Origin of the sequence: Arenibacter nanhaiticus, assembly GCF_900141935.1 — a bacterium.
GTDB lineage: Bacteria > Bacteroidota > Bacteroidia > Flavobacteriales > Flavobacteriaceae > Arenibacter > Arenibacter nanhaiticus.
This window is the reverse complement of the sequence record NZ_FQYX01000029.1, coordinates 24,044-50,580: the sequence shown is the minus strand read 5'-3', so window position 1 is coordinate 50,580 and position 26,537 is coordinate 24,044. Positions and strand designations below refer to the sequence as shown.

Sequence of the window (26,537 nt, the reverse complement as noted above, 5' to 3'; positions counted from 1 at the left end):
ATGCCCCAAATGGTCTTTTAATTGTGTATTCCTGTTGCCATTTTCTGTGTATTCCTATTTACCGAAAACTGTGCAGATTTAATTTCCGATTACACAAGATCTACATCGTAAGGAGTATGCAACAGAGAACAAGAAGAAGCTATACAGAGTTTGTCCTTACTAACTTTTTGTGATGCCTTTTTTATAAGATCCAATGAGGCTTCGTAATTATTCTTCCAGATATTTCTTCCATCAACCACTCCCAAAGACAACAGTTGCTTTCCTGTGAAAGCCGGCGATTCCAAGATATCGTCCAACTGTAAGGGACACCTAATCAAATCTAAATGTAAGGCATAGACCGGAAGCTGTAAAACCGTCTCTAAATTGTCGCCATAACAGTCAAAATAATTGGTCAGGATAATTTTTAACTCCGGAAATTTTTCTGCTAATTGCGCATACAAGCTTACTATAGCCGTTCTTTCCCTATCGCTTAAATCTAGCGACAAGCAAGGCTCATCTACCTGAATGTATTCTGCCCCTGCCAAGGCTAATTGTTCTAACAATTCAAAAAACACAGGCAAAAGCCTATCGAGTAATTCGATCCTATGAAAGCCCTCTTCTTTTTCCTTTCCTAAATAAAGATAGGTAACAGGGGAAATCAGCACCGGTTTCGTAAAGATTCCCAAGTCCGATGCTTGTTTAAACTCCTCTACGGCCTTCAAAGACAATAGTTCAAAGGACTGATTTTTTGTAAACTCCGGTACTATATAATGATAATTAGTATCGAACCATTTGGTCATTTCCATTGCAGTGATATCAAAACCATCTTTTTGGATCCCTTTTGCCATAGCAAAATAAAGATCTACATCAGATTTACTTCTTTTAACTCCATGAAATCGAGAAGGTATACAACCAAAAATCATGCTAGCATCGAGTATTTGGTCATAAAACGAAAAGTCATTAGACGGAATTAGATCAATGCCGGCACTTTTCTGCAATAGCCAATTCTCTTTACGAAGCTCATTCCCCACTTGTATTAATTCATTTGCGGTAATTTGGTCTTTCCAATATTTTTCGGAAGCCTTTTTTAGTTCTCTATTGCCACCAATTCTTGGGAAGCCTAAAAGGTTTGTTTTCATTTTTACAGTATTATATTTTCTCCTGCAAAGCTTGTATTTTAATAGGAATTATCCTTATAATTGTGTTTTTTTAGATAATTCATCTATACATGACCTATATTATGGTTGCTTATTCTTTTTAAGGAAGTAACAGGACACTAAACAGAAAAATATTCCATGACAGATTTAGACAAGATTGACATTCAAATTTTAAATTTATTACAACATAATTCTAACCTCACTACCAAGGAGCTGTCCAATAAGGTAAACCTATCTACCACCCCCGTTTTTGAACGAGTGAAGCGTTTGGAAAAAAACGGATACATAAAAAAATATGTAGCCATTTTAGATGCTGAAAAACTAGACAAAGGCCTCACGGTTTTTTGCAACATTACCTTAAAACAACACACCAAGGAAATAGGTAATAAGTTTGTTCGGGACATAGCGGCTATAAAAGAGGTGACCGAATGCTACAATATTTCTGGTGATTATGATTTTTTATTAAAGGTGATGGTCAAGGACATGAAACATTACCAAGATTTTGTACTAAACAGTTTGGGATCGGTAAAAAATATCGGCAGCGCCCACAGCACCTTTGTCATGGGAGATATAAAAAATACCTACGCTGTACCTATTTAGTTAATGTAAGAACTAGAAACTATAAATCTTTTAAATAAGCCACAAAAAAAGCCTTGTCTTTTAGACAAGGCTTTGTATTTTTGGGTGGAAGACCGGGTTCGAACCGGCGACCTCTGGAACCACAATCCAGCGCTCTAACCAGCTGAGCTACAACCACCATTTGTAAGCGGTGGCAAAGATAACCCTTTTTATTAAATATCCCAATATCTATGGGGATTATTAAAGTAAAAAATTAAAGTTTTTATGAGGATTTACAAGGGGTAACATTTATTTCTTGCAAGGAGTTTTTAGAATCCATTCCTAATGTTTTTATAACCATAATTTTACAGTCTACAACACACCTTCCTAGCGTGTCCGAGACCACACGAAACAAATATTATGCATCGAAAAAAAATTAGGCGAGTATGGCTAAATATCAATAATCGGGTGTGAATTTATTTCATTATTACGCGTTAGGGAGCGCGGCGGCATCCCCGAAGCAGAGCGAGGGATATAGCCAAGAGCCCGACCGACGCAGTCGGGAACGCCCAAATTATTTTTGATATGGCCTTAAGGGCTTTTATAAAGAATAGAAATTATTGCAAAATCCCCACAACATGTGACCAGATCTTGGATCCCTCCTAATTCGTTAAAAATGAGACACAAAAAAAGCCCTGTCTAAAAGACAAGGCTTTGCATTTTTGGGTGGAAGACCGGGTTCGAACCGGCGACCTCTGGAACCACAATCCAGCGCTCTAACCAGCTGAGCTACAACCACCATTTGTAAGCGGTGGCAAAGATAGTTCTTTTCATTAATCTTCCAAATAATAATCGCCTTTTTTTTAAAAAAAATATAATATCCCTTCCATAACAAATAATTGAGAATATTTTCAAAAATAATTCAACTTTATCGACTAAATGCATATTTTTATTGTTTAAACACCAAAAAAACAGGTTTACACAACAAAATCTCTGAGTGTATTCTTACAATTACATACCTTTAAGCTCTTAATCTATTTTTGAAATGTATACACCAACAAGAATCTTTCTTCCCTTAAGGTCAAGATTCATAAAATACTATTTCTTCCTGTTTTGCGTATGCTATCTTTCCCAAGTGAGCATGGCACAAACCGCTCATCACAATAGCACCAAAAACAAGCTTTTGGCTATAGAGGCTTCGAAAAACTTTTCCGCAATAGATACCACTTATATTAATTTGTTAAATGAGCTTGGGAACGAGCAGCTTTTTAAAAATAATGACAGCCTGCTCTTATTAAGCAAAAAAGCTTTATCGCTGAGCAAAAAGGCCAATTACCCTTATGGCACCGGTGAATCTTTGTTGGGGATAGGACAATACTACGCGGGTACCGGCGAAATGTTAACTGCCATTTTGAAATATGAGGAGGCCCTTTTAGCCATTAGCACCTACAACTTCCCTAAATTAAGATTCCGAATCCTGTCTGACCTTGCCATGACAAGAAGCTATCAAGGAAATCTAGCCGAGGCCCTTGCAACGTACATGACCGCTTTAGAATTGGCAGAGAAAGAGGATCAAAAGTATTGGATGTCGGTTGCCAAAGACAATATAGGCTCTTTATACTCTTCTCTCAATGATTACGATCAAGCAATAAAATACTATACTAGATCTCTGAAAATACAGGAAGCATTGGGAAATGACTTGCATTCAGCAGAAACCCAAAGCAATTTAGCGGCCGCTCTTACCAAAGCAGGAAAATTGGATGAAGCTTTAGAGTACCTAAACCCCAGTATTAAGATCTTTGAAAAAAACGACAAAATAGGTTGGTTGGCCTTTTGCTATGAAACAAAGGGGCAAATATTTATTGATAAAGGTTTATTTAATACCGCTTTAAAATGGTACGAAAAAGCAGCTGCTTTACATGAACAAATAGACGAGAAAAAAGAAAAAGTGTTTGTTTTAAACGGAATGGCCAAAGCATATTTAGGCCTTAAAAACTCTACGCTTTCCGAACAATACGCTATCGAAGCTTTAACATTATCAGAACAAATAAAATTTATCGAAGGAGTACAAGAAAGCACAAAAACACTGTATAGGATCAACAAAGCGGAAAATAACTTTGAAACTTCTTTAAATTACTTTGAACACTACATTACACTGTCAGATTCTATTGCTAGAAAAGAAAATCAACTGGCCTTAGATCTCTTAAAAACCAAAAAATCCTTTCAGCAGCAAAGAGAGGCTTTAATTAAAGAAAACGAAAAAGCCCTGGCCCAACAACGCTTTTACATATATTTAGCTTTGGCCTTTTTATTCATTATGGTAGTGGTTTCTCTTCTAATTGCTAGAGGTAAAAAAATACAGAAAAATATAATTAATGAATTAAACAAGCAAAAAAAGAATTTAGAATTACGAAAAGAAGAGCTTCAATTTGCCAACGATACCAAGAACAAGCTGTTTTCTATTATTGCGCATGATCTACGCGGCCCAATGGGGGCTCTCGATGGGCTCTTAGCATTATTAATGAGCGGAGATTTGAAAAATTCTGAATTTAAGGCCCTGCTGCCCAAACTAAAAGCCGACGTTAACAACCTTTCTTTTACCCTTAACAACTTACTTAGTTGGGGCAAGACGCAATTAAACGGTACCACTACTACCAGAACAAACACCAATTTACATCGATTGGTGAATGAAAATATTGTTTTACTACACAAACTTTCGGATTCAAAATCGATTACTATCGAAAATACACTTCCTAAAAAGACAGTGCTTTGGTCGGATAAAGATCAGTTAGATATTGTGATAAGGAACCTTTTGAGTAATGCTATAAAATTTACCCCCAACAACGGAAAAATCACGGTGGGCGTCAAAGACTTAAATGGTTTTATAGAGGTATTTATCAAAGATACCGGCGTAGGAATGACCAAGGAGATTCAGGAAAAAATACTATTAAAGGATTCGCATTTTACAAGCTACGGTACCAACCATGAAAAGGGCACAGGCTTAGGTTTATCACTGTGCAAAGAAATGCTTTCTAGAAACGGAGGATCCCTACAAGTACGAAGTATTATAGGAGAAGGCTCTACTTTTTATTTCACCATCCCCAAGGGCAAAAAAGGATTGAAAAAGACAGCCTAAATAAGGCTGTCCAAACTTTTTACCGCCACATATCTTTCGGCCGTAAACCCTTCGCCATATTCGACACCGATAAGCCTTCCTAAATCACGAGCTCTATAGTTAACGCTATCCGTGAAATTTCTACTACTGATAGGTGTTTCTGGCTCTTTGCTATTTGGATCAAAAAACTGTGAGGAATACGCCATAATAGCCTTTTCTTTTACACTTATATAATTGGACACCTCCACAACGAAATCAGGTTCCAAATTTTTCCACTGAATATAGTGGTATACCTGTTTGGGACGCCATGGCTCTTGCCATAGCTCTTCGCCATATAATTTGGTATCTATTTTCTTTAAGCCGCTTAAAAAACAAGCATCACTAACGAGTTTACTGCCTTTAGCATGATCTATATGGCGATCGTCCACGGCATTGCACAAGACAATCTCTGGCCGATACTTCCTGATCATTTCAATTACTTTCAGCTGATGTTGAGCATCGTTCACAAAAAAGCCGTCGGCAAATTCCATGTTCTCTCGTACCACTACCCCTAATATTTCAGCTGCTTTTGCCGCTTCCCTATCTCTAATTTCGGCAGAGCCACGAGTCCCTAACTCTCCTCTGGTCAAATCGATGATTCCTACTTTTTTTCCGCTGGCCACTTCTTTTGCTATGGTAGCCCCAGCTCCCAATTCTGCATCGTCGGGGTGGGCGCCAAACACCAATATATCTAATTTCACAAGCTTACATTTAAAGGGTTACATCAATAATTTAACACTATAATCAAGGGCAGCTGTAACCAAGGCCATCCTAATTATTTAAAAAACTTTTACCGTCTTTTTGGATTTAGGCAAAGATATTGCTTAAAAAGGGTAATGCTTTAGAAGCCGATCCTTTTTTTTTAGCATTCCGTTGGGATACTAAAGTAATATTTTCTGACTGCTTTTGTATTCAGAGAATCCCTAAGATCTAAGGTAATTTTAAAGTTGAATTTGATTTTACATTTTCCAAGGCTTGGTCGATATCTGCCATCAGATCTTCTACTTCTTCGATTCCCACGGAAAACCGTATTAGCCCATCGGCTATTCCCTGACGTTTTCTCTCTTCTGCACTCAATAAGGCGTGAGAGGTTTTTGTCGGAGAAAGCATGGTACTCTCTACCCCTGCCAAACTCATGGAAGACTTTATAAGCTTTAGGGATTTTTGAAATTCTGAAGCATCGATTCCTTCTTTTAGTACAAAAGACAGCATTCCGCCAAATCCCTTCATTTGAGCCTTGGCTATTTCATGATCGGGATGAGAAGGCAAGCCTGGATAATATACAGTTTCTATATCCTTATGCTCGGCCAAATACGCTGCCATTTCTAGGGCATTTTTATTTTGTGCACGGACCCGTATGCCCATGGTTTTTATACTTCTCTCTAGGAGCCATACGGTATAATCACTTAAGCTACCGCCCAGATTCTTGCCCAAATGGAATATACGGTGAATATAGTCTTCCGTAGTGGCCACTGCCCCTGCCAGTATATCCGAATGCCCTCCCATATACTTCGTTGCACTATGGATAACCACATCGACCCCAAAGTCTATGGGGTTTTGGTTTACAGGACTAGCAAAGGTATTATCAATCATAGATATGATATTGTGTTTTTTACACAGAGCAGATACCGCATTTAAATCGGTAATGGTCAACAAGGGATTCGATGGGGTTTCGATATAAATCACCTTTGTATTCTCCTGAATTTTAGCTTCAAAATCCGCCACCTTCAGACCATCGGTAAAAGAATAAGAAATACCAAATTTACCAAACTCTTCGGTCACTAAATTATAGGTCCCCCCATACAGGGTTTTCTGTAATACCACATGGTCGCCTGCTTGCAAAAAAGCTAACAAGGAAGTACTAATTGCCGCCATTCCGCTACCAAAAATCAAAGCTGCTTCGGCATGCTCCAAAGCGGCTATTTTTTGAGCCAAGGCTACTTGATTAGGGGTGTTAAAATACCGTGGATAACGCTTTACAGCTACCTCTTCAAAGGCATAGGACGTGCTCATATACAATGGCGACACCGCACCTTTATAAACGGTATCTTCTAATTCACCAAAATGAGTACATATGGTGTTGATTCCTTTTTTTCGTTCTGCCATAACTATGAATGAGATTGATTGTACGTGTTTAAAATTACAAAAAAATCATCGGAAACGTTTTTTATACACCCCAGTTATTTAGCCACGACCACGGCTCGTTTTTTGTGCCCAACGCCACAGTGGATCGCAAAAAAAATGTCCTAGGGGTACCCCTAGGACATTTTAGATCTTTTCTTAAGAAATCGGAAAAATAGAACTTATTTAGAATAAAATATTTTATATCTCCAATAGCTCACCGCCCCTAGAATGACTACTCCAACTACAGTATAGTAAATAAAGGAAGGGGTAATCACCTGTGCCCCACTAGCGTAACTATGCAGCCCTACCAAATAAAAATTCACCCCAAAATAGGTCATCATTATGCTCCCAAAAGCTACAACACTCAGGAAATTAAACATCCAACGTCCTCTTAAACCAGGAACTAATCTGGTATGTATCACAAAGGCATATACCATAATAGAAATCAGGGCCCAAGTTTCCTTAGGGTCCCATCCCCAATAACGGCCCCAACTCTCATTGGCCCATTGTCCTCCTAAGAAGTTTCCTATGGTCAACATCACCAAACCTGTCGTCAAGGACAATTCATTAATTATAGTGAGTTCCTGAATATTTATTGCCATTCTTTCCTTGTTCTTTTCATTGGTAATCACCATCAAAATCAAACAAACAACCCCTAATATCATCCCTACTGTAAGCGGACCATAGCTACCAACGATCACCGCAACATGGATCATTAACCAATAACTATCCAAAACAGGTTGTAGATTGGCTATAGCAGGATCTACCCAGCTCTGATGTGCTATCCATAACAACATAGCGGTCACAAAAGTAGATGCCGCTACGGTCATATTACTCTTGGTTGTAAATAATAACCCCATTCCCAAGGTTGCCCATGACACATATAGTATACTTTCATAAGCATCACTCCAAGGAGCGTGTCCAGAGATATACCATCTCATAATAAGACCTGCCGTATGAGCTGCAAAAAACAAGTATATAATTACCTTTAAAGCGCTTACACTAATAGTATACACCTTTCTTTCCTTAATAATTTGGAATACCAATATGGTAAACATCAGAAACCCTACCAAGGCATAATATTTATACAGCTTGTTAAAAACATCAGCTTTATTATAAAAAATTTCGGCCTTTACCTTATTTTCTGAAGGCAAGACTTCACTGCCGTGATTTTCTTGGTTCTTTTTAAAAGCTGCCAGTAATTTATCGGCTTCCGAATAATCTCCGCTCTTTTTGGCTTTTTGCAAGCTCATTAGATAGAATGGTATGGAATTCTTAATAAAATTACCGTAAAGGGAGTCTTGAACTTCAAATTGTCCCCCACGATATTCAATCGCAGAAATCCATTTATTGTTTTCGTGGTTCAACAGTGGAAATATTTTTACAATTTCGCCACTTAAGGCCCTGTTCAACAATACCAAGCGCCCATCTATATCTTTAAAATCCTGCTCAAATTTATTAGGGGTATTGGTACTATAAGCATCCTTTAGATAAGGTGCTAATTTGTATTGCCCCTTGCTATCAAAGAAATCGGTAGCCTTTACATATCGCTTTCCTTCCGCAACGCCAATAATTTTTCTCAGACTGTCGTTCTGACCTTTTTTGTCCAAAGCAATAAATTCGGTATTGTACCATGCGGCCGGATTCAGCATCATGGAAAGAAATACCTGATCAGAATTGAAATCCATAAACTTATCCTTTAGGCTCAACTTCCTTAAGAGCTCTGAAGAAAAGGTATTTATAGGCTTCATTCTACCCCCTTCATCCTGTATGACCAATTTGGCAAACTCTGCCGCATGTGCTTTGGACGGGGTGATAGCGTGCAACAAAGAATCGATCTCCTGTGCCGTAGGCATGTTGCCATGCTCATGCTCACCTGCAGGTTTTTCCTGAGCCATAACATTTAACCCTAGTCCTAAGGCCAATACAGCTACTATCTTCGTTCTTTTCTTTTTTAATTTTTCTAAAGATTCTCCTAGATCTTTAAATCTTGTCTTACCAAAAAACATAATTCCCATTAGGCCTGCATACAGTAAAAAATATCCAATATACGTAATCCATGTTCCCCAAAAATCGTGGTTTACAGATAGTACGGTCCCTTTTTCATCTGGGTGAAAACTCGCCTGAAAGAAGCGGTACCCCTTATGGTCTAATATATGGTTCATATAAATATCGTAATCAAACGGACGCTCGTCCTCAATGGTCACCTTACTCATAAAGGAAGAGTAACTGTTTTCTGTTCCTGGATGTCTTTCTGCAATGAAATCGTTCAATTTAACGCCAAAGGGCAACTGATATACCTTTGAACCATAACTCATATTAAACTTTAATCCGCCTACTTCAAAATTCCCCGAAAAATTCGATGTCCCTCTGGCGCCCAATAATTTCTTTCGCACCGTTTCACCATTACTAGTAACATCTAGGACTAGCGCATTAAGGTCATTTTCTGTTTTTTCATCTTCAGGAATGGCAACAACACCATAAGAACCTTTTACCATAGGATCTGGAATTACGAATTGCATTCCTGCCATGTTGTATAAAGAGCGTAATTGTAAGGTTTGCAAGCTATCCTTGGTTACCGTTCCCTGAAATTGGTCGGCCATCCTCATAAAGTTCCCTTCGAAGGGCGACATTATTTGAAACTCTCCGTCCTTACCGATAATATTAATAGCGCCTTCCGTCATTTTATTCAGGGAAAAAAGCACATTGTGTATACTAGAAACTTGTCCGTTTTCTAAATAGTGATCATGTCTGTCCCCATCACCGGCTTCGACAATTTTTAAATATTCTTTTCCATTGGCATCTTCTACAAGTCCTTCTTTGGCACCTTCAATAAAGTCGACATAAGAAACCTTAAAGTCCTGATCGTTATAATCATATTTCCAAGGTAAATTGGATCTCTGTGCTTCGGGAGTCACCAAAATAGCGTCTTCCAAAATCTTTCGCCTAGGCTCGCCGTCAATTTCTCCATCAACATAAACAGTCAAGTACGTTTTGTCAGAATAAAACACATTCTCGGTTTCTCCTTCTCGTATCGGCATTACGCCTTCAAAACTTATATATCTAGTAACAAAGGCTCCTACAATAATAAGGATCCAAGAAAGGTGTAGTAGTAATACGGCCCATTTTTCTAAACGCAATAATTTATAACGAGCAATATTGCCTATAAAATTAATTACAAAGAACACCATGATAGCTTCGAACCAAGTGGTGTTGTACACCCAAATTCTGGCGGTATCTGTACTATACCAGCTTTCAATAAAGGTTCCAAAGGCCATCGCAGTTGCAAAAACAATGTACAAAACTGCCATTAAACGGGTAGAAAAGAAAAACTTTTTAAAGAGTTCGGTCATCTTACAAGGAAAAGGTTAAATTTAAAATTGCGAAAATACGTCTTTCTATAGGTATAAATATCAAATCTTTTGTTAATTGACGCGTATTTTTCACTTTTAATTAAATATGTTACACAAAACTATCTTCCTCAATAATTGACAGGCGCACTACAAGAATGAACTTTAGGTATTCCTAATAAATGCTCCTTTAAATTCACCTTAAAAGTATGCCCCCCCTTCCGACGGTTGCTCCTACACCTTAATGAAAATGCCGGAATAAAAAACTTCTTAAAAAGAACCATTGCGTTTTTGATTTAATATTTACTTTTGGGCATGATTTCGATTGTAATTTTAGGCAGCGGGAATGTTGCCGAACATTTGTTGGATACTTTTTTGCAGTTTGATACGATAGTGGTCAAACAACTCATTGGTCGCAGTGAAACCTCGATTTCTTCCTTTACCAACAAAACTGTAACCAGTATTGGATATGATGCTATTGAAGAAGCAGACGTATATATTATAGCTGTTAGCGACGATGCTATAGCCGAAGTGGCCGAAAAACTTGCCCAAAAACAAGGCCTCGTAGTACACACTTCCGGTAGTGTCCCCATGCAGGGGTTGCACCCTAAAAATAGAAGAGGCGTTTTTTACCCTTTACAGACTTTTAGCCCAGGTAAGAAAATAGATTTCAAAAGCGTGCCTATCTGTATAGAAGCAGAAAACCAAAAAGACATAACCTTATTACAACAATTGGCTGCTATTATCTCGGATAAGGTATTTGAAATTTCTAGTGAACAGCGAAAAAGCATTCATTTGGCCGCAGTTTTTGTCAATAATTTCACCAATCACCTCTTTCACATTGGTCAGCAAGTATGCCAGGAAAATGAAGTGCCGTTTGAGGTGTTGCTGCCCTTAATTAAAGAAACGGTTCAAAAATTAGAACAGTTGTCTCCCTATGACGCCCAAACGGGACCCGCCAGGCGAAACGATAGCAACACCCTGGAAAGACACCAAAATCAACTCAATAAGAATATTTATAAAGATATTTACAGCTTGTTAAGTAAATCGATTAAAGAAACCTATGGACAAAAGTTATAAAGAACTATTAGAAAACATTACCACCTTTGTATTTGATGTGGACGGAGTTTTTACCGATGGCTCCGTAATGATTACCTCGGAAGGTGAATTATTAAGAACGATGAGTATTAAAGACGGCTATGCCGTCAAGGTCGCAATTCAAAAAGGCTACAATGTTTGTATCATTTCTGGTGGTACCAATGAAGGAGTCAGGGTTCGCTTACGTGGCCTGGGCGTTACCGATATCCATATGGGGGCCCATCATAAAATAGATCCTTTTGACGAATACCTGGACGTTTACAATATAGATCCTAAAAACGTTCTTTATATGGGCGACGACATCCCCGACATCCCCCCTATGGAATTGGCAGGACTACCTACGTGCCCACAAAATGCAGTACCGGAAGTGAAAGGGGTTGCCAAATACATTTCGCATAAGAACGGTGGCGATGGCTGTGTTCGCGATGTTATTGAACAAGTCTTAAAGGTTAGAGGCGATTGGATGGAAAATTTTAGTGCTAAAAACGATTAAAATGATGCTACAGGAAAAACTTTCCGGCTATCAGATCATCTTAGCTTCTGGTTCCCCAAGAAGACAACAATTTTTTAGGGAATTGGGCATAGATTTCTGGGTTCAGGCCAAACCAGTAGACGAAGTATACCCCTTACATTTACAAGGAGCACAAATATCGGACTATTTGTCGGAACTAAAAGCAGCTGCCTTTGAGGATAGCTTAGAAGAGATGGATATTCTAGTGACCTCCGACACCGTGGTATGGCACCAGAACAAATCCTTGGCAAAACCTGCCAATGAACAAGAGGCTTTTCAAATGCTAAAAACCTTGTCCAATGACTGGCATGAGGTGATTACATCGGTATGTTTTACAACCCTTAAAAAACAAGAAACCGTCAACCATACCACCAAAGTAAAATTTAAGGAGCTCAGCGAAGATGAAATCTGGTATTACATAAAAAACTACAAGCCATTTGATAAGGCCGGAGGCTACGGAATACAAGAGTGGATAGGACTGATCGGTATTGAAGAAATCAAAGGTTCCTACGCCAATGTAGTAGGTTTACCCACTCATTTGGTGTACAAAACGTTAATGCGCATGGTTGGGTAAATTATTTTAAATATTTTTATGGAAACCATACTTCATGAAAATGTCCAAAATAGCTCAAGTAATACCATTGTTGGCCTTTTCTGTTTTGCTTACCGCCTGTAATCAAACCTCTAAAAAAGAGGATAAAAACATGGAGGCAACAACCAAAAGAGAAAAGGTCACTTCCAAGCCCACCGCACAACGCTCTGAAGAATTTAAAAAGTACTGGTATAGCGGAACGGCAGAAATCAGCTCTTATACCCTAGAACAAGCCCGCTATGGAGAAATAAGGGAAGGAAGCGCTGTACTTGTATATGTAACCGAACCCTTTTTGGCAGACAAACAAGTCAAGGCCGATGAGCACCACCCCGATAATATTCCAGTATTAAAACTAAATAGCACCAAAAACTTCCTAACCGGAATTTACCCCTACTCTGTCATGAATAGTAGTTTTTATCCGGTGTCCGACCAACAACACGCCCTAAAACTAACGACCTCGGTACAGGAATGGTGTGGCCATGTTTATGTACAATTAAATAATAGGAAACAGTTTAATGTGGAGTCTTTCTCTTATTTTGCCTCCGAAGGGGATCAAAAATTACAGTTGGAAAAAACTCATTTGGAAAACGAAATATGGAATAAAATACGGATCGACCCCAATAACTTGCCTTTAGGAACAATAACCATGATTCCGTCCATGGAATACTTGCGTTTTTCACATCAAGAATTAAAAGCCTACGAAGCTACCGCCTCTATAAGCAACGATGTTGGCCAAAAAACCTATACGTTGCACTACCCCAAACTCAATAGAACATTGCGTATTAGCTTTAATACCGCCTTCCCATATCATATTGAAGGCTGGACAGAAAGCTATAAAAGCGGCTTCGGCCCTAATGCTCAGATACTTACTTCCAAGGCTTCAAAAATTAAAACTTTAAACCGTGCATATTGGAAAGAAAATCAAAATAGGCATGTATTTTTGCGTGATAGTTTAGGATTATAATTTATGGAAACATTTTTAATTACCTATGATGAACAAATCTTAGGGACCGTCATTTTAGTTGTAATATTGCTTGTTCTAAAGTATTTGGGAGCGAAAGCAATTAAAAAAGTCGGAAAACTTAGTGATATCCACGAGGTGAGAACCAGACTTATTATTAAATTTTCTAATATTACCGTCACTTTTATAGGGATCGTGGCCCTCACCTTCGTTTGGGGGGTGGATTTTCAGAAATTAGGATTGATTTTTTCTTCGGTCTTTGCCGTTATTGGTGTAGCCCTATTTGCCCAATGGTCTATTTTAAGCAATATCACTTCGGGTATTATCTTATTCTTTTCCTTTCCTTTTAAAATTGGTGACCGGATTAAAATATTGGACAAGGAAGTAGATCTCAACGATGAAATTTTCTTCATTGACGATATTCGTGGTTTTCATGTGCATCTTCGAAGGTCCAATGGGGAACTGATGACCTATCCCAACAACTTAATGCTACAAAAAGCAGTAGTTTTAATTCAGACTTATGAGGATTCAAAAGACAGCACGGATGATTTATAAGCAATTAGCGTTGTTTTAAAAAACTATCCTTTATATCTTTCTCTATTTATAAAATCTATTAAATAAACGATATGCGCACTGTTTTGGCTTCCCTTATAGGACTACTTTTTTTTCATAGCACTGTTATCTCACAAGCCCCTATAAAAACCAGTGTTACCGATATTTACCATTCGCTTCAGAAATTAAATTTTTTAGGAACCGCCTTGTATATCGCCGCTCACCCCGACGATGAAAACACCCGGTTAATTTCCTACCTATCAAACGAAGTCAAAGCTCAAACCGGCTACTTATCCCTAACCCGTGGCGATGGTGGACAGAATTTAATAGGCCCAGAATTACGAGAGTTATTGGGAACCCTAAGGACACAGGAATTACTGGCGGCACGAAGAATCGACGGGGGAGAACAATTCTTTACCAGAGCCAATGATTTTGGCTACTCCAAACATCCTAATGAAACTTTAAAAATATGGGATAAGGAGGCTGTTTTAAATGATGTAGTTTGGATTATACGGAATTTTAAACCAGATGTTATTATCAATCGGTTCGATCATAGAAGCCCAGGAACTACCCATGGCCATCATACCTCATCGGCCATGTTGAGTGTCGAAGCTTTTGATTTGGCCAACGATCCATCCGTATTCCCCAATCAATTGGAGTCCACAGAAGTTTGGCAACCAAAACGACTATTTTTTAATACCTCTTGGTGGTTTTACGGCAGCGAAGATAAATTTTTAAAAGCCAATAAATCCAATATGCTATCGTTAGATGTAGGGGTCTATTATCCTTTAAAAGGTTTATCCAACAACGAAATTGCCGCTTTGGCCAGTAGCCAACACCTATGCCAAGGCTTTGGTAGACTAAGTAACAGGGGAAGTGAAAAGGAATACCTTGAAGTGCTAAAGGGCAATACTCCCAAGGATCCTACCAATGTATTCGAGGGAATAGACACCAGCTGGTCTCGTATAGAAGGCGGTGAGGCGGTAGGTGAAATTTTGTACGCCTTGGAAAAGGAATTCGATTTCACCAATCCGGCCAAACACTTACCGGCCTTATTAAAGGCCCATAAGGCCATACAAGAACTGAAAGACGAGCATTGGAAATCTTTAAAAACTAAAGCCTTAGAAAATATCATCTTGGACATAAACGGCTTGTACCTAGAGGCATCAGCGACAGCCCCCCATATGTATCCCGGCGGTAATCTTCCCATCAATATCGAAGTGCTTAATAGAAGCAGCAATGCCGTAACTCTAAAATCGATCTCCATTGCCAATGGGCAGGAAGAAAATAAAAACATCGTCTTAAAAGAAAACAACAAGGAATCTTTTCAGATGAATTTAGACATTCCAAAAAACACCCCTTATACCACGCCTTATTGGTTGACCGAAAAAGGAAGTATTGGAATGTATACCGTAAAAGATCAAGATTTGATTGGCAGACCAGAGTCCCCTGCGGCTTTTGAAGTTACTTTTGAATTAACACCGAACGGTTACCCAATCCGTATTAAAAAACCCGTTGTGTACCGGTATTCAAAACCCGATAAAGGAGAATTATATCAAGACTTCGTTGTGTTGCCTAAAGCTTCGGCCAGCATTAAGGATAAGGTCTTAATTTTCCCAAATGATCAGCCAAAGCTTATTCCCGTGACCATAAAGGCACATAAAGACAACCTAAAAGGCGAAATTCAACTCCATTATGGGAAAGGATGGCAAGTAGATAAAGAAGTGCAATTTTTTAATATTGAAAAGAAGGGCGATCAAACAACTATTAGCTTTCAATTGTCCCCTCCTACCGAAGAAGACGAGAGCTATGTTTCTCCAATAATTAAAGTCAACGGGGAAGAGATCTCTAAAGAATTAATAGAAATTTCTTACGACCATATCCCTAAACAAAGGGTGCTTCTTCCTACTGAAACCAAAGTGGTCAGAATAAATATCGATAAGGCCGGTGAACATATCGGATATATTGTAGGGGCTGGAGATGATATTCCGGAAAGCTTGGAACAAATAGGATATAAAGTTCATAAAATTGATCCCTTGACCATCAAAAGCAGAACCTTATCTCAATTCGATGCTGTCGTTGTTGGGATCAGGGCGTATAATGTGAATGCCGATCTAAAATTCAAACAACCTTATTTGATGGATTATGTAAAAGAAGGCGGTAATCTCATAGTTCAATACAATACGGTCGATAGAAGTGGTAAAGGCATCGAAAACTTGGCTCCTTACCCCCTTTCCTTGTCACGGGATAGAGTAACGGAAGAAAATTCTGCCGTAGAAATTCTTGCTAAAAACCATCCGGTGGTAACCACGCCCAACATAATTACTGCGAAGGATTTTGACGGATGGGTCCAAGAAAGAGGCCTGTATTTTCCCCACCAATGGTCCAATGAATTTACCCCTATTTTATCCATGCACGACCAAGGAGAAGAAGCCTTAAAAGGCAGTCTTTTAGTAGCCCCATTTGGTAAAGGATATTATATGTATACCGGCTTAAGTTTCTTTAGGGAATTGCCCGCCGGGGTCCCAGGGGCCTTTAAGCTATTTGCTAATATGCTTTCGCTGGATAAAGAGAAAAACAACAAAAAAAACCCATAAATACTTCCCTATGCTCAATAAGTTTGAATGGAAAAAAGAATATACCTTGGTAATTGTCATGAATATAATTTACATCCTTGTTTTTTATTTTATAATGACCGGAAATTCTTAATATGGCAAGTTTAGACTGGATTATTCTTTGCGGAACCCTTCTCTTTATTGTTGCTTTTGGAGTTTGGAAGACTAAGGGAAGTAAAGACGTTAAAGATTATGTTTTAGGCGGAAGCGATGCTAAATGGGGCACCATAGGCCTGTCTGTTATGGCTACCCAGGCCAGTGCCATTACCTTTTTATCTACCCCAGGACAGGCGTTTCACGACGGAATGGGCTTTGTTCAATTCTATTTTGGACTCCCCATAGCCATGATTATCATTTCCATTGTATTTGTTCCCATCTACCATAGGCTCAAAGTATATACGGCCTATGAATTCTTGGAAAATCGATTCGATGTAAAGACAAGAACCCTTGCAGCCTTGCTCTTTTTAATCCAACGCGGACTCTCGGCCGGAATAACCATTTTTGCTCCTTCTATAATTCTATCGGCAGTATTGGGATGGGATTTAAAGACCCTTAATATCATCATAGGTATTTTAGTTATTATCTATACGGTATCTGGAGGAACGAAAGCGGTAAGTGTCACCCAAAAGCAGCAGATGTTTGTAATCATGTGCGGAATGTTCATGGCCTTCTTTTTTATCATGAAGTACCTACCAGATGATATCACCTTTAACAAAGCCCTTAAAATTGCTGGTGCCAGCGATAAATTAAACATCTTGGATTTTAGTTTTAACACCACTAGCCGCTATACCTTTTGGAGTGGTGTTACCGGTGGGCTATTCCTAGCCTTGGCCTATTTTGGCACCGATCAGAGTCAGGTACAACGTTATCTGTCCGGGAAAACAGTACGAGAAAGTCAGCTTGGACTAATTTTTAACGGCCTATTAAAAATCCCCATGCAATTTTTTATTCTATTGGTAGGGGTTATGGTCTTTGTATTTTTCCAGTACAACCATTCGCCATTAAATTTCAATCCGGCGGCCACCAATGCTATCGCCAATTCGGCTTACGCCAAGGAATACCAACTTTTAGAAGAAGCGCACTTACGTTTGGAAGCCGAAAAAAGAATGGCTCAGAACAAATTTTCTACAGCCCTGGACCTTAAGGAATACGGCGCCACGGAAGAAGCCAAAAAGAAAATCGTCAATATCAATAAAATAGAACGCACGAATAGGGATTCGGCAAAAGCTCTTATCAAAAAAGCCGATGAAACGGTTGAAACCAATGATAAGGACTATGTTTTTATCCATTTTATATTAAATTATCTCCCGAAAGGGCTTATTGGTTTATTGTTGGCAGTAATTCTATCGGCAGCCATGTCCTCTACGGCATCCGAATTAAACGCTTTGGGCACCATTACCGCCTTAGATCTTTATCAGCGCAATACCAAGGGCGCCTTAACCCAAGCGCATTACGTAAAAATGTCGAAAATATTTACCTTGCTGTGGGGAATAATAGCCATTTTGATCGCCAATATTGCCAACCTTTTTGACAACCTAATACAGTTGGTAAATATCATCGGTTCCATCTTTTACGGCAATGTCCTTGGCATTTTTCTAATCGCCTTCTTCCTTAAATTTATAAAAGGCAATGCGGTATTTGTTGCTGCACTGATAACCCAAGTAATTATTATCTGGGGATTTAGCGATGACTGGATGTCTTATCTATGGTTAAATGCCTTTGGTTGTGGCCTTGTTATTTCTTTAGCAACTATTCTCGAAGGTTTTAATCGATTTATATCAACCTCTTCTACCCCAAAATAGTATCGCAGTTAGGCTTCTTATGTAGAATAAGCGATTGTGGAGTTCCGTAATTAAGTCAGGGTAATTTATAATTCCGATGGCTTTTAAGAGTACGGTTTTGGGCGTTCCCCCCTTCGGCGGTCGCGCCCTTGGCTATATCCCTTGCTCCGCTGCGGGGATGCCGCCGCGGTCCCTAACGCAGATACCGGCCAAAATGGAGCAGCCTGATCATGTTCCTATTGGTTACCAAATCAATTGGAGAATTTGGCAGTAAGAAGAAAAAAAATACGATAGGGAAATTAGATAAAACAATGCAGCATGGTACAAGGGCCGAAGTGATAAGAGGCCTTCGAAGGAACACCATCTGCCTGTCCGTCAAGGAAGTACATACAATTACCATAAAAAAGCTCGCCGTTTGGCGAGCTTTTTAACTTAGAAAGTATCGATTTACTTGCCTCCCCACTCTTTCAGGGAATCTTTGTTCATCTTAATATAATCCTCATTCCCTGCGGCTTGCGAAGCAGCCAAGGATTCTTTTGCAGCGGCGATAGCGCCTTTTTTATCACCAGCTTTGGCATAGATCAAAGATTTTTGCCTTAATTGCCAAAAAGCAGGCTTTGGAGTCATACTCATGGCCTTATCCATCCATTCTTTGGCCTTGTTAATATCCTTACCAGCATTCATATAATATACAGCAGCCGCATAATAATCTCCAGCACCTGGTCCTGCCATGGCTTTTTCTATCCCTTTCATAACTGCCTTATCGGTTGGCACCTCAAACTTTACGCCTACATAGGTATTTTCCCAAAGCATCCCTAAAGTGGCCGAAGTATCCGAGAGGTCATCTATAGAAATGGTAAAAGTCTCTATAGGCGATTCCATGGTATGTACGGCAGCAGTAGTCTTGGCTGCCACTTTACTTTCATCCCATTGTGCCGGGGTTCCTCCCCCTTCGGTATCGGTATAAAAATAGACATCCCAAGAAGTTGCTGTAGGTTTGGTAAAAATAGCATAAGAACCAGCAGTAAGCTCCTGCCCACCTATCATTACATTTTCACTAAAACTAATGGTAGTCCTTGCATTGGCACCCGTACGCCAAATTTTATCAAAAGGGACCAAGTCGCCAAATATAGTTCTCCCACGCATGGAAGGTCTAGAGTATTCTACCGTAACTTCGGTTAATCCAACAGTCTGACTCAACTTGGCAGCCGGACTTGGTTGTGGTGTCATTATCTGGGCCTGCATCCCGGCAGAAGCTAAAACAGATACGACCAAAAGTGCTAATTTTTTCATTTTTCCTAAGGTTTTTAAGATTTTCACTAATTTACGAATTAAAAAGATACCGCTTACGGCTATAATTAAACATCCATCCTTTAAATTATTTACAATAATTAAAGCGATACAGCCTAGCTATGATCCAATGTCATAAAATTATAGTGTGAAAAACCCATAGAATGGCATCACTCAATATATAGCTGCCTTTCTAATAACAAAGACACTCTATAAGCTCGGGGTTAATATCCATGCCAGCGTACTTAAATTTATTTTTTGTTCATTCTTTAACTTAATTTGTTAAACAAAATAACTATATTTGTGTAAATTACGCTATGAAATTATATCAACTTCATGCCAAACAATCACTTCCCATTTCCACCGAGGAGGCTTGGGATTTTTTGTCCAGACCAGAGAACCTTAAAATCATCACTCCGCCACATATGGGATTCCATATTCTCTCAGGAAACGGCAAAAAAATGTTTCCCGGACAGATTATTCAATATAAAGTCTCTCCTTTTAAAGGGTATACTACCAAATGGGTAACAGAAATAACCCATATAAAGGAAGGCGAATACTTTGTGGACGAACAGCGTTTTGGTCCTTATGCCTTGTGGCATCACAAGCATTTTATACATCCCATTACAGGAGGTGTTACAATGGAAGATATCATCGACTATAAAATTCCCTTCGGAATCTTGGGACAACTTGTCCACCCTATTATTGTTAAAAAACAACTTCGGAAAATCTTTAGTTATAGGGAACAAAAACTTACCGAGCTATTTGGCAACATTGCAGAAAAACCGGCAGAATTTAAATTAAAATCGTTCTGATATGAGAAAAAACATACTAATGATCGGCGGTTCTAAAGGGATCGGGTTTGCAGTTGCGAAACTATTATCGCAAGAGCACACCCTTTACATTGCCTCAAGGGACCGGGGAGATTTAGGTGAAGTAGCGCATCATATCCCTTTCGATGTTACCACGGACGATCTAGACCCTACTAGCTTGCCCAATGAGTTACATGGAGTTATATATTTACCAGGGAGCATTAACCTAAAGCCTTTTAAAATGTTAGACACCGATACCTTTTATAAGGATATGGAGCTTAATTTTTTTGGCTTGGTAAAGGTTATTAAAGCTATCATCCACAAAATGGCCGAAGGGGCTAGTATGGTATTCTTTAGCAGCGTTGCCGTTAAAATAGGAATGCCCTTTCATACGAGTGTTGCCGCTTCCAAAGGGGCTATTGAAGGTTTTGCCAAATCCTTAGCCGCAGAATATGCGCCAAAAATACGGGTTAATGTCATTGCGCCTTCCCTAACAGACACTCCATTAGCTTCCCGATTTTTGAGCAATGATAAAAAACGTGAGCTTATGGCCAATCGCCATCCCTTAAAGAAAATTGGATCTCCATTGGATATGGCCAATATTGCAGTATTCCTATTGAGTGATGACAGCGCATGGATGAGCGGACAGGTCATTGGTGTCGATGGAGGTCTATCGACCTTAAATGTTACCTGATATAATATGTACCAATTCTTTTAGATTCCTTATATTCATAGCAATCAGGAATAAACGCCCCACAATAAAACCACTTCCTTGCCACTTACAAGGACACACTATACTTTGACATGCAGAAAAAAGTTTCTATTTTTTGGTTCAGACGAGACCTACGCCTAGACGATAATACTGGTTTTCTTGCCGCCTTAAAAGCAGGTGTACCGGTATTACCGATTTTTATATATGACCAAGAAATTTTGGAACAACTCCCTAAAGATGATGCTCGGGTTAGCTTTATTTATAGTTCCTTACAAAAAATACAGCTTCAGCTTCAACAACAAAATGCTTCGTTAGCTACTTTTTACGGAACACCCACAACTGTCTTTCAACAGCTTTTGCAGGAATTTGAGCTTCAAGAAGTGTACACTAATGAGGATTATGAACCCTATGCAAGAAAGAGAGATCATGAGATCTTTACGCTGCTGCAAGCCCATCACATTCCCTTTAACACCTACAAGGATCAGGTTGTATTTGATAAATCGGAGGTTGTAAAAAAAGACCACACCCCTTATTTGGTGTATACTCCCTATAAGAATCGCTGGAAACAAAAATTCAATCCAGAAAAAGATCTCCAGCTCCAGGACAGCCTTAAGCACCTTGGAAATGTTTTAAAAAACACAGACCTACCCTTTGTTTCCCTTTCGGATATAGGTTTTACCCCTTCCTCCATTCGAGTTCCAGATTATGATTTAAGTCCACCCCTAATCCAAAATTATGAGGCTAGGCGAAATTACCCTTCTATAGAATACGGCACCTCCAGATCAGGGCCACATTTACGCTTTGGAACCCTTTCGATACGTACAGCGGTAAAAAAAGCCATTGCGGAACAAAACGAAGTCTTTTGGAACGAACTCATTTGGCGCGAATTTTTTATGCAGATCCTTTGGCATTTTCCCCATACCGTTCATAAATCCTTTAAGCCAAAATACGATCGCATCCTGTGGCGGAACCAAGAAGGGGAATTTGAAAAATGGAAAAACGGAGTTACGGGCTATGCCTTGGTAGATGCCGGAATGCGAGAGCTGAATGCCACCGGCTATATGCACAATCGGGTGCGTATGTTGGCAGCAAGTTTTTTATGCAAACATTTACTGATCGATTGGCGTTGGGGAGAAGCCTATTTTGCAGAAAAATTATTGGATTACGACTTGAGTGCCAACGTGGGAAATTGGCAATGGGCCGCCGGTTGTGGTGTAGATGCTGCCCCTTACTTTCGGATATTTAACCCTATGACCCAAATAGAAAAATTCGATAAACAGAAAGACTATATAAAGAAATGGGTTCCGGAATGGCAAGAACTTACCTATCCCAAAAGAATGGTAGATCATAAAGAAGCTCGCGAACGCTGCTTAAAAGTGTACAAAGCGGCACTGACATAAGTTTTTTTAGTAACTTTATTTGCATGCATCCCTTAAAATTGGAATAAATTAACACACCCCATCATGGCCGAAAACAAAACGAAACCTACTTCAAATTCCGTGACTACTTTTCTAAATGCTTGCGAACCCGAGCAAAAACGCCTAGAGGCCTGGGAATTAGTTGCATTGTTTCAAAAAACCACAGGCGAAACCGCCGTCATGTGGGGCGAAAGTATTGTGGGATTTGGGAAGTATCACTATAAATACAAAACTGGAAGAGAGGGAGATATGTTATTGACCGGATTTTCACCTCGCAAGCAAAACTTCTCCATATACATCATGGCCGGATTTCCTAAATATCAGCATTTACTCGAAAAATTAGGGCCCCATAAAACCGGAAAATCTTGCTTGTACATAAAACGGCTTTCCGATATTGATCTAAATGTCCTCGGCGAGTTGATAAAAACCTCCTTTGAAACCTTCAAAGATAAAAAATGGCCCTAAAGCCAGTCCCTGAGCATATCGATTAAATAGACCACTAAAAAACAAAAACCGTGAAGAACTTCACCAAATATTTAAAGACCAAAGCGCAAGTTTCCGAAGAAAACTTTGAGCTACTGATAAAAAAAGTTACGGTAAAAAAAATAGCGAAAGGCACCGTTATTTTAAGGCCCGAAGAAGTTTGTAAATTTTCTTTTTTTGTTGAAAAAGGCCTTTTAAGATCTTATACCATTAACACCTCGGGAAAAGAGCACATCCTTCAATTTGGTTCCGAAAACTGGATTGTGGCCGACCGTAGCAGTGCCTTTTTTAACGAACCATCCGAGCTGTTTATAGATGCTATAGAAGATTCGGAGGTGGTACTCATTGGAGCCGATTTCATAGAACAGGCCAGTGAGATCAGCCAATATTTCCGAAAATATAACCAGATAGCCCTTCAAAACCATATTCGCCACCAACAGAAAAGAATTAATCTTTTGTTGAGTGCTTCGGCAGAAACCAGGTATATGAATTTTATACAACTTTATCCCGACCTCATCAGCAGGGTCCCTCAATGGATGATAGCCTCCTATCTGGGGATAACGCCCGAAAGTTTAAGCAGGGTACGCAAAGAAATGGCAAAAAAGCCTTTGAAGTAGTACTAAAACTTTCTTATCATGGATCAATGCCCAGGCTTTAAATACTCCCTAACTTTGGTTGTAATTAAATAGAAAAGACCATGAGCAGAAAAAATATAGAAATCGTAGTAGCCCCAAAAACACCACATTATGTAGGGGATGGATTTAGAGTACACAATTTTATCCCCAGCGGGTATCATTTGGATATGGAAAGGATGAATCCTTTTATTTTAATGGATTATAATGCTCCGTTCTATTTTCCCCCTACCGATAAACCACGTGGCGTAAGTGTGCACCCCCACCGCGGTTTTGAAACCGTCACCATTGCCTATAAGGGTAGGATTGCCCACCATGACAGTGCCGGAAATAGCGGAGTTATTAAGGAAGGTGATGTGCAATGGATGACAGCTGCCGCTGGAATATTGCATAAAGAATACCATGAAACCGAATTTAGCAAGGCTGGGGGCGAATTTCAAATGGTTCAATTGTGGGTGAATCTTCCTGCAAAGGATAAAATGTCGGCTCCAAAATACCAAGGTATTACCCATGACCAAATACACAAATACGAATTGGCCGGCAAAAACGGTCTCGTTGAAGTTATTGCAGGGAATTATAAAGGGATTCAAGGAACCGCAACTACCTTTACGCCGGTAAATCTATTAAACACCCGATTAAACAAAGGCGCAAAAACCGACTTTAGCTTCCCTAGCAACTATAACACTGCCCTTTTAGTTTTGGAGGGTGAAATAAAGGTAAACGATACAGAAGTTGTGCCGACAGATCATTTCGTTTTGTTCGAAAACAAGGGGGAGGATTTTGTGGTAGAAGCAATGGAAAACGCCATTATCCTTGTTCTTAGTGGAGCACCCATCAACGAACCTATTGCGGCCCAAGGTCCATTTGTCATGAATACGCGTAGCGAATTGATACAGGCCATAGAAGATTACAATCTGGGAAAATTTGGCTATTTGGAAGAATAGTTTTACCGGCGACAACCGCAACATTCAATAAAACCGGTCAGCCCTAATCAGGGAAGCACAGCATTGTTTTATGCTAATTGGTCATTGTTAGCCGAATGCCGCGTAAGCTATTGCAGCGGCATCCTTTTTTAGCGGGCTCGGCCCGCTAAAAAAGATACAGCGAAAAGAGCGACCCGATAGGGAAACGCCCAAAATAAAATTCTCTCAAAAAAATATTTAATCCGCACATAAACAAACTTTTATCAGTTTCTAAAACAACACCTTAGCATACTTTTCCTATAAATTTAAGTACCTTTATAACAGTGACCGCTACCTTGTAAATACGTTTCAAAGACAATTTAAGTCACAGAAAACAATACTATTAATTGGACTAATAACTTAAAATCATGGCTAGTAATGAGATTAAAAAAGAATATACCAATGGTGAGATTACCGTGGTTTGGAAACCGAAAAAATGCATACACTCTGGGATTTGCGTAAAAACCTTGCCACAGGTGTACAACCCAAAAGAAAATCCTTGGGTAAAACCCCATAATGCTACTACGGACTCCCTTAAAGCCCAGATATCCAATTGTCCTTCGGGTGCCTTGTCCTTTTATATCAACGAAGAAAAAAACAGTCCACACGCCTAAATTACGCCTCTAAAAAAAATAAAATATAGCTACTTCTAAAAAAATAATGATGGCAATTGGGATATTAGTTATGGAACGTGAACCTTTAATAGGTTGCTTTTTGTAAATTACTTTGGCAAAACAAAATGTCAAGAAGTTTATTCCATGAAAAAGTACTTATCCATTGGTTATAGCCTAATTTTAGGGGTAATAAGTTGTAATGAGAACAAAGAAACTACTCATATAGACCCTGTAAATTGGGATAGCAAATATATTTCCGTGCCGGAAAAAGATTCTTTGATCAAGGGCAGCTCGTACCTCTCCGTCTATTCTTCTATATACGACGGCACGGAGAAGGTGCTACACCACTTAACGGCTACCACAAGCATCCGCAATATAAACCCTACCGATTCTATTTATATTTTAAAAGCGGCATATTACAATACCGAGGGCGCTATGCTACGGACTTATTTTAAGAAACCTATTTTCCTTAAACCCCTAGAAACCATAGAGATTGTCATAGACCAAGACGACAAACACGGCGGCCCCGGAGCCAATTTCATTTTTGATTGGGCGGTAAAGCCCAAAGATCACGAGCCCATTTTTGAAGCCGTCATGATTTCCACAACGGGACAACAAGGTATTTCCTTTACGACACAAGGAATAAAATTATGAGTGCTTCTTAATAAGCTCCCAATAACATTAGTATAGGTACGATAATTGCGATTTTCGCATTCTAGGGATGTTAAAATAATGTATATTTAAAACTATAAACCGTTCTTCAAAAAAGCGCTATAAACCGTAGGCACTTTTTTAAGATGAGTTAAATTGCCCTAGAAATAAAACCTTTTAACATTTGTCCAACCCCTTTTTAATGATATTAATAAGATGAGTTTTTTACACAGTATCCCAGAAAGTATTTTTGAAACTATAGGTATCACGGCCGGTTTGGGCGCTTGTTTTGTCATTGCCATTCAGGTGTACAAAGAGTTTAAATTTAAAGGTCTTAGCAGTCTTTCTTACGGCTTTGTTTTTGGGTGGGTCTTTATATACCTCTTTTGGTGTTTTTACGGAATTCGCTTCAATACGGTAGCCCTATGGCTTACAAATGGCATTGCCGTGGTACTGCAAACAACCCTTTGCTTTATAGTGGTCAGAAAAAGAAAACTTTATGCAAACTAGCAAGTAGCAGCTACTTTAACT

General features: G+C 39.2%; 24 protein-coding genes and 2 tRNA genes. 19 read left to right on the top strand and 7 right to left on the bottom strand.

The genetic code is table 11. The features are described from left to right. Positions 1 to 89: 89 nt before the first annotated feature. On the bottom strand, positions 90 to 1,118 hold the full coding sequence (locus tag BUA16_RS14865) for a hypothetical protein (protein ID WP_072765538.1): 1,029 nt from the start codon (positions 1,116 to 1,118) through the stop codon (positions 90 to 92). A gap of 156 nt (positions 1,119 to 1,274) precedes the next feature. Between BUA16_RS14865 and BUA16_RS14860 the strand changes: the two genes are divergently transcribed. Beyond that, on the top strand, positions 1,275 to 1,736 hold the full coding sequence (locus tag BUA16_RS14860) for an Lrp/AsnC family transcriptional regulator (protein ID WP_072765537.1): 462 nt from the start codon (positions 1,275 to 1,277) through the stop codon (positions 1,734 to 1,736). 82 nt (positions 1,737 to 1,818) lie between these two features. Here BUA16_RS14860 and BUA16_RS14855 read toward each other — a convergent pair. Both BUA16_RS14855 and BUA16_RS14850 read right to left on the bottom strand, forming a co-directional pair. After that, positions 1,819 to 1,894, bottom strand: a tRNA-His gene (locus BUA16_RS14855). A 524-nt stretch (positions 1,895 to 2,418) separates the two neighbouring features. Beyond that, positions 2,419 to 2,494, bottom strand: a tRNA-His gene (locus tag BUA16_RS14850). Positions 2,495 to 2,835: 341 nt separating this feature from the next. Here BUA16_RS14850 and BUA16_RS14845 point away from each other — a divergent pair. After that, the gene (locus BUA16_RS14845) at positions 2,836 to 4,830 is read left to right on the top strand and encodes a tetratricopeptide repeat-containing sensor histidine kinase (protein WP_178338893.1); all 1,995 of its coding nucleotides are present in this window, start codon (positions 2,836 to 2,838) and stop codon (positions 4,828 to 4,830) included. Here BUA16_RS14845 and bshB1 read toward each other — a convergent pair. The 3 genes from bshB1 to ccsA all read right to left on the bottom strand — a co-directional run bounded on the left by bshB1 (position 4,827) and on the right by ccsA (position 10,325). Next, the gene (gene bshB1 / locus BUA16_RS14840) at positions 4,827 to 5,549 is read right to left on the bottom strand and encodes a bacillithiol biosynthesis deacetylase BshB1 (protein WP_072765535.1); all 723 of its coding nucleotides are present in this window, start codon (positions 5,547 to 5,549) and stop codon (positions 4,827 to 4,829) included. The two genes, BUA16_RS14845 and bshB1, sit on opposite strands and share 4 nt — an antisense overlap. A gap of 229 nt (positions 5,550 to 5,778) precedes the next feature. Next, positions 5,779 to 6,954: a trans-sulfuration enzyme family protein gene (locus tag BUA16_RS14835; protein ID WP_072765534.1), complete on the bottom strand. Its 1,176-nt coding sequence runs from the start codon at positions 6,952 to 6,954 to the stop codon at positions 5,779 to 5,781. 197 nt (positions 6,955 to 7,151) lie between these two features. Beyond that, positions 7,152 to 10,325 carry a cytochrome c biogenesis protein CcsA gene (ccsA, locus tag BUA16_RS14830; RefSeq protein WP_072765533.1) on the bottom strand — a complete coding sequence of 1,058 codons (3,174 nt, stop codon included), beginning with the start codon at positions 10,323 to 10,325 and terminating at the stop codon, positions 7,152 to 7,154. A 312-nt stretch (positions 10,326 to 10,637) separates the two neighbouring features. Between ccsA and BUA16_RS14825 the strand changes: the two genes are divergently transcribed. The 8 genes from BUA16_RS14825 to BUA16_RS18450 all read left to right on the top strand — a co-directional run bounded on the left by BUA16_RS14825 (position 10,638) and on the right by BUA16_RS18450 (position 18,863). Then, positions 10,638 to 11,402, top strand: coding sequence for a Rossmann-like and DUF2520 domain-containing protein (locus BUA16_RS14825; RefSeq protein WP_072765532.1), 765 nt, complete (start codon positions 10,638 to 10,640; stop codon positions 11,400 to 11,402). Further along, positions 11,386 to 11,913 (top strand): KdsC family phosphatase, encoded by a 528-nt coding sequence (locus BUA16_RS14820; protein ID WP_072765531.1) that lies wholly within the window; start codon positions 11,386 to 11,388, stop codon positions 11,911 to 11,913. Before BUA16_RS14825 ends, BUA16_RS14820 begins: the two co-directional genes overlap by 17 nt. Positions 11,914 to 11,917: 4 nt before the next feature. Continuing rightward, positions 11,918 to 12,505 (top strand): Maf-like protein, encoded by a 588-nt coding sequence (locus BUA16_RS14815; RefSeq protein ID WP_072765541.1) that lies wholly within the window; start codon positions 11,918 to 11,920, stop codon positions 12,503 to 12,505. A gap of 34 nt (positions 12,506 to 12,539) precedes the next feature. After that, entirely contained in the window at positions 12,540 to 13,487 is a 948-nt protein-coding gene (locus BUA16_RS14810; protein WP_072765530.1) for a septum formation inhibitor Maf, read from the top strand. A 3-nt stretch (positions 13,488 to 13,490) separates the two neighbouring features. Further along, positions 13,491 to 14,039: a mechanosensitive ion channel domain-containing protein gene (locus tag BUA16_RS14805; RefSeq protein WP_072765529.1), complete on the top strand. Its 549-nt coding sequence runs from the start codon at positions 13,491 to 13,493 to the stop codon at positions 14,037 to 14,039. 71 nt (positions 14,040 to 14,110) lie between these two features. Then, on the top strand, positions 14,111 to 16,633 hold the full coding sequence (locus tag BUA16_RS14800) for a PIG-L family deacetylase (RefSeq protein ID WP_072765528.1): 2,523 nt from the start codon (positions 14,111 to 14,113) through the stop codon (positions 16,631 to 16,633). A gap of 113 nt (positions 16,634 to 16,746) precedes the next feature. Further along, on the top strand, positions 16,747 to 18,453 hold the full coding sequence (locus tag BUA16_RS14795) for a sodium:solute symporter family protein (RefSeq protein ID WP_072765527.1): 1,707 nt from the start codon (positions 16,747 to 16,749) through the stop codon (positions 18,451 to 18,453). A 209-nt stretch (positions 18,454 to 18,662) separates the two neighbouring features. Then, positions 18,663 to 18,863: a hypothetical protein gene (locus tag BUA16_RS18450; RefSeq protein ID WP_143150527.1), complete on the top strand. Its 201-nt coding sequence runs from the start codon at positions 18,663 to 18,665 to the stop codon at positions 18,861 to 18,863. Positions 18,864 to 18,879: 16 nt separating this feature from the next. On the opposite strand, the gene BUA16_RS14790 is transcribed toward BUA16_RS18450, so the two are convergent. Beyond that, on the bottom strand, positions 18,880 to 19,725 hold the full coding sequence (locus BUA16_RS14790; protein WP_072765540.1) for a DUF2911 domain-containing protein: 846 nt from the start codon (positions 19,723 to 19,725) through the stop codon (positions 18,880 to 18,882). A gap of 314 nt (positions 19,726 to 20,039) precedes the next feature. Here BUA16_RS14790 and BUA16_RS14785 point away from each other — a divergent pair, with 314 nt between their 5' ends. The 9 genes from BUA16_RS14785 to BUA16_RS14745 all read left to right on the top strand — a co-directional run bounded on the left by BUA16_RS14785 (position 20,040) and on the right by BUA16_RS14745 (position 26,516). Continuing rightward, a complete protein-coding gene (locus tag BUA16_RS14785) occupies positions 20,040 to 20,537 on the top strand; it encodes an SRPBCC family protein (protein ID WP_072765526.1) in 498 nt (165 codons plus the stop codon). Position 20,538: 1 nt separating this feature from the next. Further along, positions 20,539 to 21,228, top strand: coding sequence for an SDR family NAD(P)-dependent oxidoreductase (locus BUA16_RS14780; protein WP_072765525.1), 690 nt, complete (start codon positions 20,539 to 20,541; stop codon positions 21,226 to 21,228). Between the two features lie 110 nt (positions 21,229 to 21,338). Then, positions 21,339 to 22,646 carry a cryptochrome/photolyase family protein gene (locus tag BUA16_RS14775; RefSeq protein WP_072765524.1) on the top strand — a complete coding sequence of 436 codons (1,308 nt, stop codon included), beginning with the start codon at positions 21,339 to 21,341 and terminating at the stop codon, positions 22,644 to 22,646. Positions 22,647 to 22,709: 63 nt separating this feature from the next. Next, positions 22,710 to 23,129, top strand: a complete 420-nt coding sequence (locus BUA16_RS14770; protein WP_072765523.1) for a DUF1801 domain-containing protein — start codon at positions 22,710 to 22,712, stop codon at positions 23,127 to 23,129. Positions 23,130 to 23,179: 50 nt separating this feature from the next. Further along, positions 23,180 to 23,764 (top strand): Crp/Fnr family transcriptional regulator, encoded by a 585-nt coding sequence (locus tag BUA16_RS14765; protein WP_072765522.1) that lies wholly within the window; start codon positions 23,180 to 23,182, stop codon positions 23,762 to 23,764. 80 nt (positions 23,765 to 23,844) lie between these two features. Further along, positions 23,845 to 24,723 carry a pirin family protein gene (locus BUA16_RS14760; RefSeq protein WP_072765521.1) on the top strand — a complete coding sequence of 293 codons (879 nt, stop codon included), beginning with the start codon at positions 23,845 to 23,847 and terminating at the stop codon, positions 24,721 to 24,723. A 386-nt stretch (positions 24,724 to 25,109) separates the two neighbouring features. Beyond that, positions 25,110 to 25,355: a (4Fe-4S)-binding protein gene (locus BUA16_RS14755; RefSeq protein ID WP_072765520.1), complete on the top strand. Its 246-nt coding sequence runs from the start codon at positions 25,110 to 25,112 to the stop codon at positions 25,353 to 25,355. Positions 25,356 to 25,499: 144 nt separating this feature from the next. Then, positions 25,500 to 26,009 carry a DUF3124 domain-containing protein gene (locus BUA16_RS14750; protein WP_072765519.1) on the top strand — a complete coding sequence of 170 codons (510 nt, stop codon included), beginning with the start codon at positions 25,500 to 25,502 and terminating at the stop codon, positions 26,007 to 26,009. A gap of 213 nt (positions 26,010 to 26,222) precedes the next feature. Continuing rightward, entirely contained in the window at positions 26,223 to 26,516 is a 294-nt protein-coding gene (locus BUA16_RS14745) for a hypothetical protein (RefSeq protein WP_072765518.1), read from the top strand. The last annotated feature ends 21 nt before the right edge of the window (positions 26,517 to 26,537 follow it).